The sequence below is a fragment of the Arthrobacter burdickii genome (genome assembly GCF_030433645.1).
GTDB classification, from domain to species: Bacteria; Actinomycetota; Actinomycetes; order Actinomycetales; family Micrococcaceae; genus Arthrobacter_D; species Arthrobacter_D burdickii.
This window is the reverse complement of sequence record NZ_JAROCG010000002.1, coordinates 323,952-337,989: the sequence shown is the minus strand read 5'-3', so window position 1 is coordinate 337,989 and position 14,038 is coordinate 323,952. Positions and strand designations below refer to the sequence as shown.

Genomic DNA, 14,038 nt, shown 5'->3' with positions numbered 1-14,038 from the left:
CGCGAACGGGGGTTGTGCTGGGCATGAGTGAAAACACAGCAGGCCGGACAGGCGCATCGCGTAGCACGATCGGTTTCATCGGGAGCGGCCATATCGGCTCGCAGCTCGCACGCCTCGCCGTTGCGAACGGCTACCACGTCGTCATGAGCAACTCCCGCGGCCCGGAGACGCTGCAGGACCTGATCGGCGAGCTGGGTGACGCCGCGCGTGCCGGGTCCGTCGAGGACGCGGCGAGGGAGGGCGACGTCGTCGTCGTCACCATCCCGCTGAAGGACATCAGCTCGGTTCCCGTCGAGCCGCTCGTCGGCAAGCTCGTGATGGACACCTGCAACTACTACCCCCAGCGCGACGGGCAGATCGCCGAACTCGACGACGAGAGCACGACGACGAGCGAACTCCTGCAGCGCCACCTCCCGGGTTCCTCGGTGGTCAAGGTCTTCAACAACATCCTCGCCGCGCAGCTGACCACCGACGGTACTCCCGCGGGCACACCGGACCGCCGTGCGCTGGCCATCGCCGGTGACGATTCGGACGCCAAGCAGGCCGTGGTGGAGTTTCTCGATGAGTTCGGCTTCGACGCCGTGGACGCGGGGCCTCTTGCGGAGGGCTGGCGCTTCCAGCGGGACACCCCGGCCTACGTCGCCGCGCACGATGCCGACGGCGTGCGCGAGGCGCTCGGGCAGGCCAGGCGATACGCCGACATGGCCTGACCTGCCCCGTCCGGCCGGTCATCGGGTTCCCCGGCCCGGCCATGCATCGGGCTCCCCCTCCCGCCCGGCCATGCATCGGGCTCCCCCTCCCGCCCGCGCACCTGCCGCTCCTGGTCGATAGCACGGAAATCACCCACGGAAATCACCCGGCATCGCCGCAGCCGGTGTCGCCGGACGGCTGCGCGCAGGACCGGGTACCTTAGTTCAAGTGCTTCATGGCCCTTCAGGGGCCGGTGAGCGTCTCCGTGCTGCCATCCCGGCGCACACAAGTCACCGGAACAGTGCCTCGCGCACGCCGAGCAGGAAGTGGAGTGCTGGAGCATGCAGCCGTCACCGAGCGATTCTTTCCAGAGCGATCAGGAAAGCGCCGACCAGAATGCCACCTCGGGCGGGCGGACCCTGCTGATCCGGGCGATCGTCCTCGTCACGGCAGTCCTGGGGCTGAACTACATCGTCTGGCGGTGGCTGTTCTCGATCAACTGGGACGCCTGGTGGATCGCCATCCCCCTGGTGCTCGCCGAGACGTACTCGCTCATCGATTCCCTCCTGTTCGGCTTCACGGTCTGGAAGCTGAAAAAGCGCGTGCCGCCGAAGGCCCCCGAGGGACTCACCGTCGATGTCTTCATCACCACCTACAACGAGCCGCTGGACCTCGTCCTCACCACGGCCCGTGCCGCGAAGGCCATCCGCTATCCGCACAAGACGTGGATCCTCGATGACGGCAACCGGGCGGAGGTGCGCGAGGCCGCCGAGGCCGAGGGCATCGGCTGGATCACCCGGTCCGCCGACTGGAAGGACATGCCGCGCCACGCGAAGGCGGGCAACCTCAACAACGCCCTGATGTCCACGGACGGTGAGTTCCTGGTCATCCTCGACGCCGACCAGATCCCCGATCCGCTCCTGCTGGACAGGACCCTCGGGTACTTCACCAACGAGAAGATGGCGCTGGTGCAGACCCCGCAGGTGTTCATCAACGTGCCGGACTCCGATCCGCTGGGCAGCCAGGCGCCGCTCTTCTACGGGCCCATCCAGCAGGGCAAAGACGGCTGGAACGCCGCCTTCTTCTGCGGATCGAACGCGATCATCCGCCGTGAGGCCCTCATGCAGCTCGGCGTCACCCGATATGTCTCGGAGATAGAACTCGCGCTCTACAGGGCGCTGAAGACCTCGAACAAGGTGATCGCGAAAGCCAAGAAGAGCCTGGGCCCGGGGAACGAACGCGTGGGCGAGGCACTGGACCTGGTGGCCAAGGACCTCCGCAGGGTCCGGCGCCGGCTGCAGAAGGGCCACGGCATTTCGGAGGTCACCTACGAGTTCCAGCAGCGCGTCGCCGCCGTCACCCGCAATCTGGTCGCCGCGGACATCGCCGCCTTCCAGGAGGACCTCGCCTCCCTCTCGGACCTCGACATCGAAGGCCTGGAGTCGGGATCGCAGGACGCGTCCGGAACCACCCCCGGCCTCGCCCTCGTCGACGACAGCGCACTCGACCAGCTCGCGCAGCGCTCCTGGTCGCCGCTCGCCGCGATCGAGGCCGTCCGCGTGCTCATCGAATCGGTCAATGCGGACCGGAGTGGCGAGGCCCAGGCCGTCATGCCCATGGCCACCATCTCCGTCACGGAGGACATGGCCACCTGCATGCGGCTGCACGCCCTGGGCTGGGAGTCCGCCTACCACCACGAGAAGCTGGCTGACGGTCTCGCCCCTGAGGACCTCAACTCCATGCTGACCCAGCGCCTCCGCTGGGCACAGGGGACGATCCAGGTGATGTTCCGGGAGAACCCCTTCGCGCAGAAGGGGCTGACCTTCGCGCAGAAGCTCATGTACGGGGCGACGATGTGGAGCTATCTCTCAGGGTTCGCCGCCGTTGTCTATATCGCCGCGCCCATCATCTACCTGATCTTCGGCATCCTTCCGGTCAACTCGATCAGCACGGAGTTCTTCGTCCGGCTGATCCCGTTCCTGCTGGTCAACCAGCTGCTGTTCGCCGTCGTCGGCAAGGGCGTCAAGACCTGGCGCGGCCAGCAGTACTCGCTGGCCCTGTTCCCCGTCTGGATCCGGTCGATCACCTCCGCGTTCGGCAACGTCTACCTCGGGCGGAGCCTCGACTTCGCGGTGACGCCGAAGACCCTGCAGCAGGACGCCCAGCTGCGGTGGGACCTCGTGAAGCCCCAGCTGTGGGCCATGGGGCTGCTCGTGGCGGCGGTGATCATCGGGATCATCCGGATGGCCGTGGGCCAGGCCGACCTCCTGGGGACGTCCGTGAACATCGTCTGGGTGATCTTCGACCTTGTCATCTTCAGCGTCATCATCGAGGCTGTCCGCTACCGCGGATACGAGCACTACCAGTCCGACATTGCGAAAGCAAAGGCACAGCGGGAATCGACCCGATGACGGCGACCACGTCGCGGACTCGGGCCTGGATGGCGGCCTGGGTCCTGGTGGCGTCGATGGTCGGGCTCCTCGCCGGAGGCATTCCCGCGCAGGCAGCCGGCCTGCCCTCGACCACGACCACCTCGGACCAACCGCCCCTCGAAAACCCCACCGCCCTTGCGGACGGCCGATACTTCGGCCCCGAACTCGACTGGTCCTCCGACAACGCCCGCGCCTACGCGGACCGCACGGGGATCACACCGTCGTTCTTCAGCCGTCCGATCCCCTACCCGCTCGACGACGCAGCGGAGCGCGACCTCTTCGACCTCGCACGCCAGGAGGCACCGCTGGGGTCCCTCGCGGTGGTCACCCTCGAACCGTCGAAGCCGCTGGAGGACCTGACCGACGACGACGCCGTGCGCCTCGCCGACGCGCTCGGGCGCATCAGCGACGAGTTCCGCACCGCGTTCTTCCTCCGTTTCGCGCCCGAGATGAACGGCACCTGGTTCAGCTGGGGGCAGCAGCCCGACGAGTACATCGGTGCGTTTCGAACCGTCGCGGACGCCGTCCACGACGGAGCGCCCGGCACAGCCATGGTGTGGTCGCCGTCGTACGCGGCCGGCTATCCGTTCACCGAGGCGTACGGCGCGGTGGAGGGACGGGAGTCCGGAGCGGTCACCGGACTGGACACTGACGGCAACGGCCTGATCGACACCGGCGACGACCCCTACGAGCCCTACTACCCCGGCGACGACGCCGTGGACTGGGTGGGCCTGACGATGTACCACTACGGCAGCTACGAGCAGGGCGCCACCAGGAATGCTGACGGCACCCGCGAGTATTCCGGCGCGATCAGCACCTCCGTGCTGCCCGAGCCGGACAAGTTCGCCGACCAGCTCGCGGGCACCTACGGTGCGGCCCCCGGTGCTCCACGCATCGACTTCGCGAAGCAGTACGCGGCGGCGAAGGGCAAGCGCTTCCTCGTCCAGACGGCCGCGCTGTACGACCCGGAGGACGCCGACAGCGCACCCGAAGCCGACATCAAGCGCGCCTGGCTCGACCAGCTGTTCGACCCAGCGATCGCCGAGGAGTACCCCGAGATCGGCATGGTGGCCTGGCTCGAGGCGGAGCGCCCCGAGCCCGAAGCACAGGGCCACACCGTCGACTGGAGGCTCGGCGCGGATGACGCGACAAAAGCGGCGCTGAGGGAGACCCTCGACGCAGCGCGGGGCGTCCGGCTCGGGCCGGTGACCCAGGTGGTCGCCCAGGATGACGCGAACGAATCGACAAAGCAGGTGTGGCAGGCCGGCGCCCCGGTCAGCACCGTGATGGGCTATCTTGTCGCGTGCGTCGTCGGACTCTTCGCCCTGATCCTCCTGGCCGGGCTCGCCAGGCGCGTGGTCCCGCAGTGGCGGTATCCGGACGAGCATGCTCCCCGCGATGGCCGGATCGACCTGCTGCGCGGCTGGATCATCACCTCGGTGGTCGTCACCCACATAGAGATCGCCGGTCCGTGGTCCTTCATCTCACGCAACCTCATCGGGACCATCACGGGTGCCGAGCTGTTCGTGATGCTGTCCGGCGTCGTGCTCGGCATGGTGCACCCGATGGCCGTCAAGCGCCGCGGGGCCGTCGAGGCGGCGAAGGGGACCACCAGGCGGGCTGTCAAGCTCTACCTCACGTCCCTGGCCGTGGTCCTCACCGTCTACCTGCTCTCCCTGGTGCCCTTCCTCGACGCGTCCGTCCTCACCACCTTCACGGACCGTGGGACCGGCGCCGCAGGCATCGGGGCCACCGGCCGCGTGTACGACCTGTACCCCAACGTCCAGCGGCTGCTCGACTACCCGCCGCCAGGGTACGCGGTGCGGGACCTGCTGCTGCTGAACATGGGACCATGGGCCTTCAACATCATGGGCCTCTACGTGGTGCTGACGCTGACGGTTCCACTGCTGGTCCTGCTGCTCCGGAAGAAGCTGTGGTGGCTGCTGCTGGCCATCAGCTGGGCGCTCTATGCCCTCGACGCGGCCTTCTCCCTGCGGATCCTCAACTCGCAGTTCCAGGACGTCTTCCCCGTACTCACGTGGCAGGTGATCTTCGTCCACGGCGTCGTCATCGGCTACCACCGCCGGACGATCATCGACGCGCTCAGCACCCCGCGGGGGAAGATCCTCGTCGGCGTCGCCACCGGCGCATATGCGCTCGTCCTGGGAGTGCTCTGGCTGAACTACGCCCTGGGACTCGGCCTGCCCTTCATCCCGGCCGGCTTCTACGAGACCCTGTATGAATCCGCGTACGTGCGCGTGTTCCTGCAACCCGGCCGGCTCCTGAACCTGGCCTTCTTCATCGTCGCGGCGCACGTGATCCTGACGTCGTTCTGGAAGCCCATCAACAGGCTGACCGGCTGGCTGTACATCCCGCTGGGACGTGCGAGCCTGTACGTCTTCATCCTCCACGTGTTCTTCGTGCTCGCGGTCGCCAACATCCCCGGGCTGGACCGCGCGAGCGCCTGGCAGGGTCTTGTCATCCACGCCGTCGTGACCCTCGCCATCTGGCTGATGGTCAAGAGGAAGGTCCTGTTCGGGATCATCCCGAACTGACCGCCGGCGGGGATCGCGAGTGTAACCGTTGGGCTGCGTATCGATCCAGCCCGTTCTGGGCGCGGGAACGGACTTGTTGACGGTAGACTTTAACGTGTCCGGCAGCAGCGCTGCAGGATTTGGGCCGTCCAGGCCCGCCCGTCCCAGTTCTGGTCTCGCCGTTGACGACCCCGTCCGGCCAGCTTCCTCGGACACGCTCTCCCCGGTGCAGGATCAGTGCTGATCAACGCCGCCGCTGTCGATCCGCACCGTGATGACCATTCACGGCTCCCGCCACCCCTGAAGGCGATCAGCACCATGACCTCCCTCCCCGCCCACGCGCGCCTCTCGTCCCTGAGCGCACTCCTCTTCGACCTCGACGGCGTCCTCACGCCCACCGCGGAGGTGCACATGCATGCCTGGGCGCGGCTGTTCACCGCCTACCTCGAGGCACAGGGGATCGAGCAGGCCTACACCGACGCGGACTACTTCACCTACATCGACGGTCGCCCCCGCTACGACGGCGTTCGCGCGTTCCTCGCCTCCCGCGGCATCACGCTGCCCGAGGGCCTGCCCGAGGATCCGCCCGAGGCCGAGACTGTCTGCGGACTCGGCAACCGCAAGAACAAGGCCTTCAACGAGACCCTCCAGGTGGAGGGAGTAAAGCCCTATCCCGGCTCCCTCGCATTCCTCGACGCCGCCGTCGCCGCCGGAATCCAGGTCGCAGTCGTCACCAGTTCCCGCAACGGCGTCCCCGTCCTGGCAGCGGCCGGGCTGAGTGATCGCTTCGAAGTCGTCGTCGACGGCGTCCTCGCCGCCGGCCGGAGCATCGCAGGCAAACCTGCTCCCGACACCTACCTCTACGCCGCCGAACTGCTCGGCCTCCCCACCTCTGCATGTGCCGTCGTCGAGGATGCCCACTCCGGCGTCGCTGCCGGCCGCGCCGGCGCCTTCGGTCTCGTGATCGGCGTCGACCGGGGTGTCGGCGCCGATACCCTCCTCGCCCATGGCGCGGACACCGTCGTCGACGACCTCGCCGAACTCATCCCCTTCCTCCCTGCCCGACCGGCCGTCGCCGGTCCGAGCGCGCACCTCGTACCCCAGGAACTCCCCTCATGAACCTCATCTCCTCCGACCCCCTGGACCGCAACCACTTCCCCGTCGATGAGTGGGCGCTCGTCGAGACGGAATTCGACGTCTCCCTCCAGGGGCGCACCGAGACCCTCTTCACGGTCGGCAACGGCTACCTCGGCCTTCGCGGCAACGTGGACGAAGGCCGGGACGGGCACCACTACGGCACCTTCATCAACGGCTTCCACGAGACCTGGCCCATCCAGCACGCGGAGGAGGCCTTCGGCTTCGCCAGGGTCGGGCAGACGATCGTCAACGTCCCCGATGCGAGGATCATCCGCCTGTACGTCGACGACGAACCGTTCGTCCTGACGGAGGCCGACATCCTGCGCTACTCGCGGCGCCTCGATTTCGCCGACGGCGTCCTGGTGCGGGAGCTCGAGTGGCGCACGCCCTCCGGCAAGCGCGTCCTCGTGCGGACGCGCCGTCTCGTCTCGTTCTCGGACCGCCACCTGGCCGTCGTCGACTACGAGGTGGAGATGCTCGACGCCGAAGCGTCCATCCTCATCTCCAGCCAGATCCTCAACCGCCAGGACGGCGTCGACGAGGATCAGGTGCTCCCAGCAGCCGACAGCGCGACGTTCGATCCGCGCAAGGCGGACTCGTTCAAGGATCGGGTACTCCAGCCGCGCCTCAAGCGCGTCGACGGCTCGCGCTACCTGCTCGGCTACCGCACCACCAATTCGTCGATGACCGTAGCGTGCGGCGTCGAGCACGACCTGGTCACCGACAACGAGTGGGACCAGCGGTCCCATCTCGAGGACGACCTCGCCAAGCACGTCTACCGCGTGAAGGCGAAGCCCGGTCGGCCCATCCGGCTCGTCAAGACCATCACGTACCACACCTCCCGTGGCGTGCCCGTCCGCGAGCTCGCCGACCGCTGCGGCCGCACGCTGGACCGCGCCCTCGAGGTCCCCGTCGAGGAGCAGTACCAGAAGCAGCGGGAATGGCTGGCCGATTTCTGGTCGCGCTCCGACGTCGAGGTGGAGGGGCAGCCCGTCACCCAGCAGGCCGTGCGCTGGAACATCTTCCAGCTGGCCCAGTCCACGGCCCGCACCGACGGCGGCGGCATCGCGGCGAAGGGCGTGTCCGGCTCCGGCTACGGGGGCCACTACTTCTGGGACAGCGAGGTCTATGTCCTCCCCTTCCTCAGCTACACCGCTCCCCTCGTCGCACGGAATGCCCTCCGCTTCCGCCAGACCATGCTCGAACCGGCGCGCGCCCGGGCCGTCGAACTCAACCAGCGCGGGGCGCTGTTCCCCTGGCGCACGATCAACGGGCAGGAGTCGTCGGCCTACTACGCCGCCAGCACCGCCCAGTACCACATCGACGCCGACATCTCCTATGCGCTCATGCAGTACGTCGCGGCGACAGGGGACAAGGACTTCCTCGTCCGCGGGGCGATCGACATCCTCGTCGAGACGGCGCGGATGTGGGCCGACCTGGGCTTCTGGCGCAGCAACGGCGACGACTACTTCCACATCCATGGGGTCACGGGACCCGACGAGTACACGACCGTCGTCAACGACAACCTGTATACGAACGTCATGGCGCGGGCCAACCTGAAGTCGGCGACGCGTGCCGTCGAGTCGCTGCGGTCCGCTGATCCCGTCTCCTACGAGCGGATGGTCTCGCGCCTGAAGCTCAACGAGGACGAGATCTACGAATGGGCGCTTGCCGCCGAGAAGATGTACATCCCCTTCGACAAGCGGGCGGGCATCCACCCGCAGGACGAGGCGTTCCTGGAGAAGGAACTGTGGGACCTCGAGCACACCCCCGCGAGCAAGCGCCCACTGCTGCTGCACTACCACCCGCTGGTGATCTACCGCTTCCAGGTCCTCAAGCAGGCCGACGTCGTTCTCGCCCTCCTCCTGCAGGGCCATGAGTTCACCCCGGAGCAGAAGCGAGCAAACTTCGAGTACTACGAAGCCCTGACGACCGGGGACTCCACCCTCTCCGCGGTGGTCCAGTCGATCATCGCGGCCGAGGTCGGGTACCAGGACCTGGCGATGAAGTACTTCCTGTCCGCCCTGTTCGTGGACCTCGCCGACCTCCACCACAACACGTCGGACGGCATCCACGTGGCCTCGACCGGTGGGGTGTGGAGCGCCCTCACCTACGGGTTCGCCGGCATGCGCGACCATGGTGGCAGCATCACCTTCGACCCGCGCCTTCCCGAGGCCTGGACGCGCATGAGCTTCCGAGTGACGTTGCACGGTACGCGGGTGCGTGCCGACGTGACCCAGCATGCGATGACCCTGACGGTCGAAGCAGGCGTGAGTGCGACGGTCACCGTCCGCGGCGAGCGGGTGTACGTGGGGGCGGACCATCCCGTCACGGTCCTCCTCGACCACCAGGGCCCGCGCCTGACCGGCACTCCGAGCACACGCGACATCGAAGGAACCCGCCGGGCGGACGGCACGCTGGTGACGGCGTCGATGCCCACCATTTCGCTGCGCGCCTAGCAGGACACCAGGGCGGTGGCGTTGCCGCTGCAGCCGTTGCTCAGGTGCCGCCGCGCCAGATGCGCCGCCAGAAGGAGGCCTTCGGTGGTGCGGGCGGCGCGGCGGCCTCCGCCGCACGCCGGGCAGCGGCCCGGCGCTCACGCCACCGCTCCACCTCCGCGTCGACATCGCGCAGTTTGGTGATGACCGGAGGGCCGCCGAGGAGCTGGCGCCTCGCGTCGATTACGCGGTAGTTGAAGTCCTCGAGGACCTCGCGCACCTGCTTCTCGGTGTACTGGCGGTCGAGGCGGTCATCGAGCTCCGCGTCCTCCGTGCGCAGCAGGATGGCCCGCGGGCCGAGCCCGGTGATGTTCTCGCGCTGGATCAGGCCCTTGACCCACCAGTCGGGATCGTGGCTCTCCCCCAGTCCAGGGATGGGCTTGCCCGCGAGCGCGAGGTTGTCGAAGTCGCCGCGTGCCACGGCCCGGTCCACGATCAGCCGTGCGCGTTTGACCTCGTCCTCGCCCTCACGCAGCGGGGCCATCTCGCCGGAGGCGGAGTCGCCGTCGTCGTTCTGCCGTTCAAGCTCGGCCATCGCATCACCGGCGTCCCCTCGGGCAGCGCGGAACTGGGCTGCCTTCCGCAGCCGCTCCTCGTTCTCCTGGGACCTGCTGATGTCGCTGCCCTCCGGGTCGATCGTGCCGGTCTTTCCAGTATTCCGACGTCCCACCGACCCTCGCAACCGGTTCTCCGGCGGATGAACGGGCTCGCCTTTCGTCGTCCTGCGCACACAGCGGCGCTACCTCTGCCCCAGATCTGCACACCCGGCGCGGCGGCCCCATCCCGGGGGTACACGCGCCACGGCTCTGGGCGCCCGCGCCGCGAGCACCCAGAGCCGGAACAAGCTGCCGCAGAAAAGCGGCCAGCACTAGTGCGCTAGGCGATCCAGGCCGTCGTGTCCGCCGGGAGCTTGCCGTCAACGAGCGGCGAGCTGCTCAGCAGCACCGAACCCGCAGGCAGGTCAGCGGGCTCCGCACCGAAGTTGGTGACGCAGTGCCAGCCGCCCGGACGCGTGAAGTGCAGGACCTCGGGCGACGGCTCCTCGATCCACTCGAAGTCCTCCTCGCCCTGCAGTTCGCGGCGCAGCTGGAGCGCCCGACGGTAGAAGCTGAGGGTGGAGTCGGGATCGCCCTCCTGCACCTCCACGGCGTACTCGCCGAACCACTCGGGCTGCGGCAGGTGCGCGCCGGCGAAGCCGAAGCCGAAGGACTCGCCGTCCCTGGTCCAGGGCAGCGGCACGCGGCAGCCGTCACGGCCCACGTCCACACCGGTGTTGCGGAAGAACGTGGGGTCCTGGCGGTCCTCGTCGGCGATGTCGGCCACCTCGTGCAGGCCGAGCTCCTCCCCCTGGTACAGGTAGGCGGAGCCGGGCAGCGCCAGCATGAGCTGCGTGACGGCGCGGGCGCGGCGCTCCCCCAGCTCGCGGTCCAGCTCGGGTTCGGTGCCGCCGCTCAGCAGCCAGGCCGAGCCGTCCTGGCTGTCCGTGCCGCCCTGGCCGGGCTTGCTCACGCTGTCCGGCCCGGCGGGCGGCAGGCCGTAGCGCGTGGCATGCCGGACGACGTCGTGGTTGGAGAAGACCCAGGTCGACGACGCACCGGAGGTCTTCGCCTCGACGAGGTTCTTGGTGATGGTGTCGCGGAACTGGTGGGGGTCCCAGTCCGCCTTCAGCAGGTCGAAGTTGAACGCCTGACCGAGTCCCTCGGGGCTGGCGTAGCGGGCGCGGCGGTCGGCATGCACCCAGGCCTCGGCGACGGCGGTGCGCGGCGGGGTGTACTCGTTGAACACCCTGCGCCACTCGGCGAAGACCTCGTGTACCTCGTCCCGGTCCCAGAAGGGGTGCTTTCCGTTGTGGTTCCCACCCTCGGGGCCGAGGTCCGCCTTGGACGGCAGCGGCTCGCTCATGTCCTTGGTCAGGGCGTGCGCCACGTCCACGCGGAAGCCGTCGACGCCGCGGTCGGACCAGAAGCGAAGCGTCGCCAGGAAGTCGTCGCGAACCTCGCGGTTGTCCCAGTTCAGGTCGGGCTGCTCCCGGGCGAAGATGTGCATGTACCACTGGCCGTCCTCGACCCGCTCCCATGCCGGTCCGCCGAACACGGAGTCCCAGTCCGACGGCGGCTCGTCGCCATCAGGGCCCTTGCCGTCGCGGAAGATGTAGCGGTCGCGGGCTGCGGATCCCTTCGGCGAGGCCAGCGCCTCCTGGAACCAGGCGTGCCGGTTGGAGGTGTGGTTGGGCACGATGTCGGCGATGAGCTTGATGCCGGCCCGGTGCAGTGCGGCGATCATCTCGTCGAAGTCCTCGAGGGTGCCGAGCTTGGGATCGACATCGCGGTAGTCGTCGACGTCGTACCCGCCGTCCGCGAGCGCGGAGGGATAGAAGGGGCTCAGCCAGACCGCGTCGACGCCGAGGGATGTGAGGTACGGAATCCGGGAGGTGATGCCCTTGAGGTCACCGATGCCGTCGCCGTTGGAGTCGGCGAAGCTGCGCGGATAGACCTGGTAGACGGTGGCCTGGCGCCACCAGTCGGGATCCTGCATGCGCTCGGCAAGCGCCTCGGCGGACAGCTCCGTAGCGGCATCGACGGCGGATTCAACGTCGGGATTAACGGTGGATGTCACGGGTGTCGTCCCTCTGTGATGTGGAAGTGTGGGCACTGGGGTTGCCGGCGCGGCCCTGCTGAAAGAGTCGCCCAGCAATTCACCCAGAGATTATTTTTACGATAGAAATAAGAGGCGTGTCAATGGCCGGAAAAGCTGAAGGAGGACTTGCGATGGAGGCGGTTCGGTCGCTAGCGCTTCACAGCCCCGCCCGCGCCCTGGCGCGGGAAGTCCTCGTCCGCGGCCCCATCTCCCGCGCCGACCTCGCCGCCCGCCTCGGCCTGTCGATCGCGAGCCTGACACGCCTGAGCAAGCCGCTCCTGGACGCCGGCGTGCTCCGCGAATCGGAGGAGCACGTCGCCGCACCGATCGGCCGGCCGACGCGCCCCCTGGAGATCAGCCCGGACGCGCACCGGTTCGTCGGCATCAAGCTCACCGGCCATAGCGCGGCGGCAGTGGCGACGAACCTCAAGTCCGACGTCATCGACACGAGCGAGCGTGTCCTGCCCGGCCAGGGCGTGGACGACGTCGTGGGCACGATCGTCGAGGCCATCACCGACCTCGGCCCCCTCGACGCATTCAGCGGCGTGGGCATCAGCATCGGCGGCAAGGTCGGTTCCGGTGCCCGGGTGGTACGCGCCCCCTTCCTCGGCTGGCGCGACGTACCCCTCGCCGACCTCCTGCATCAGCGGACCGGCCTGCCGGTCGTGGTCGAGAACGACGTCGTAGCCCTCACCATCGCGGAACAGTGGTTCGGCGCCGGGCGGGGCGAGAAGGACTTCGCCGTCCTGACGATCGGCGTCGGCGTCGGGTACGGCCTCGTCATCAACGACTCCGTCATCGCACCCCCGGACGCCGGACTCGGCCTCGTGGGCCACTACCCGCTGGAGGCCTCGGGGCTGGAATGCCCCGATGGCCACGAAGGCTGCGCCTCGGCGGTCCTGACCATCCCGGCCATCTGCTCGCAGTTCACCGCGGCGACGGGTGAAAAACGGACCTACGAGGACATCCTCGGGCTCGCAGCGGAGGGACACCCCGCTGCGTGCGGGATCGTCGAGGCGGCTGGTTGGAGGCTCGGCCTGCTGGTGTCCGCCGTCGCGAACCTGACGATGGTGGACCTCGTCATCCTGTCGGGCGAGGGCATGGACCTCGCGGAGGTCGCCGCCGCTCCCCTGCAGGACTCGGTCGCCTACCACCGCGACCCGGAGGCAGCGCCCCTCCGGTTGAGGCGGCAACCCACGGACTTCGCGCAGTGGGCCCGTGGCGCCGCCGCCGTCGCCATCCAGCGCACCATCCTCGGGACACTCGGGTGAGGACCCGCGGTCACGGAATTATTCAGCCAGCTGATCGATTGCACCGGGTATGACTACTCTCGCAATCATCGGAGCAGGACGCGGTCTCGGAGCCGCAATGGCACGGCGTTTCGGGGCGGAGGGGTTCTCCGTAGCCCTCATCTCCCGGAGCCAGGGCAAGGTGGACGCCCTCGCGGAGGACCTCGGCAAGGAAGGCATCCACGCCCGGGGCTTCGCCGCGGACGTCCGGAATCCGGAATCCATCGCAGCCGCCCTCGAAGCCGCGACCGAGACGCTCGGACCGATCGAGGTGCTGCAGTACAGCCCTCTCCCCCAGAAGGACTTCATGCGGCCCGTCCTCGAGACGACGCCGGCGGACCTCAAGGGTCCGGTGGAGTTCTCGATCTACGGGTCCGTGGCCGCAGTGCACCAGGTGCTGCCCGGCATGCGGTTCCTCGGTCAGAGTCGCGGCACCATCCTCTTCGTCAACGGCGGCTCCGCGGTCAGACCCGGGCGCGCTGTCACCGGTACCTCGGTAGCGTTCGCGGGCCAGGCCGCCTACGCCCAGCTGCTGCACGAGGTGCTCGCCGAGGAAGGCATCCACGTATCGCAGCTCATCATCGGCGGCCGGATCGTCGAGGGCGATCCGGAGAAGGACCCCAACGTCCTCGCCGGCGTCCTCTGGGACCTTCACGCCCGGCGGGACACCTTCCGCCGGCAGATCAGCGCAGATTGATGCCGCACCTGTCGGGCGATCCGACAGCGACGCGCGGTCCTCTCCTTCCGGGCTGAGCAGCACCCGCCGGCACGCCGTCCCGAGCCCGGAAAGGCCCGAGCCCGGAAAGGCCCGGACCCGGACA

Annotated in this window: 9 protein-coding genes; 7 read left to right on the top strand and 2 right to left on the bottom strand. The window is 68.4% G+C overall.

Annotated elements, in window-relative coordinates:
• The first annotated feature begins 23 nt into the window (after positions 1-23).
• The 5 genes from P5G52_RS16120 to P5G52_RS16100 all read left to right on the top strand — a co-directional run bounded on the left by P5G52_RS16120 (position 24) and on the right by P5G52_RS16100 (position 9,252).
• Positions 24-710: an NADPH-dependent F420 reductase gene (locus tag P5G52_RS16120; RefSeq protein WP_301229392.1), complete on the top strand. Its 687-nt coding sequence runs from the start codon at positions 24-26 to the stop codon at positions 708-710.
• 321 nt (positions 711-1,031) lie between these two features.
• A complete protein-coding gene (locus P5G52_RS16115) occupies positions 1,032-3,101 on the top strand; it encodes a glycosyltransferase (RefSeq protein ID WP_301229390.1) in 2,070 nt (689 codons plus the stop codon).
• Entirely contained in the window at positions 3,098-5,677 is a 2,580-nt protein-coding gene (opgC, locus tag P5G52_RS16110; RefSeq protein ID WP_301229388.1) for an OpgC domain-containing protein, read from the top strand. Before P5G52_RS16115 ends, opgC begins: the two co-directional genes overlap by 4 nt.
• Positions 5,678-5,974: 297 nt before the next feature.
• Positions 5,975-6,775 carry an HAD family hydrolase gene (locus P5G52_RS16105; RefSeq protein ID WP_301230167.1) on the top strand — a complete coding sequence of 267 codons (801 nt, stop codon included), beginning with the start codon at positions 5,975-5,977 and terminating at the stop codon, positions 6,773-6,775.
• The gene (locus P5G52_RS16100) at positions 6,772-9,252 is read left to right on the top strand and encodes a glycoside hydrolase family 65 protein (protein ID WP_301229386.1); all 2,481 of its coding nucleotides are present in this window, start codon (positions 6,772-6,774) and stop codon (positions 9,250-9,252) included. The genes P5G52_RS16105 and P5G52_RS16100 overlap by 4 nt, the downstream gene beginning before the upstream one ends.
• Before the next feature lie 40 nt (positions 9,253-9,292).
• Here P5G52_RS16100 and P5G52_RS16095 read toward each other — a convergent pair whose 3' ends face one another.
• Both P5G52_RS16095 and P5G52_RS16090 read right to left on the bottom strand, forming a co-directional pair.
• Positions 9,293-9,961, bottom strand: coding sequence for a DnaJ family domain-containing protein (locus P5G52_RS16095; RefSeq protein ID WP_435868709.1), 669 nt, complete (start codon positions 9,959-9,961; stop codon positions 9,293-9,295).
• Between the two features lie 206 nt (positions 9,962-10,167).
• Positions 10,168-11,826, bottom strand: coding sequence for a glycoside hydrolase family 13 protein (locus P5G52_RS16090; RefSeq protein ID WP_301230163.1), 1,659 nt, complete (start codon positions 11,824-11,826; stop codon positions 10,168-10,170).
• 233 nt (positions 11,827-12,059) lie between these two features.
• Here P5G52_RS16090 and P5G52_RS16085 point away from each other — a divergent pair, with 233 nt between their 5' ends.
• Both P5G52_RS16085 and P5G52_RS16080 read left to right on the top strand, forming a co-directional pair.
• The gene (locus P5G52_RS16085) at positions 12,060-13,199 is read left to right on the top strand and encodes an ROK family transcriptional regulator (protein WP_301229384.1); all 1,140 of its coding nucleotides are present in this window, start codon (positions 12,060-12,062) and stop codon (positions 13,197-13,199) included.
• A gap of 49 nt (positions 13,200-13,248) precedes the next feature.
• Complete coding sequence (locus tag P5G52_RS16080; RefSeq protein WP_301229383.1) at positions 13,249-13,914, top strand: SDR family NAD(P)-dependent oxidoreductase; 666 nt, start codon at positions 13,249-13,251, stop codon at positions 13,912-13,914.
• Positions 13,915-14,038 lie beyond the last annotated feature (124 nt).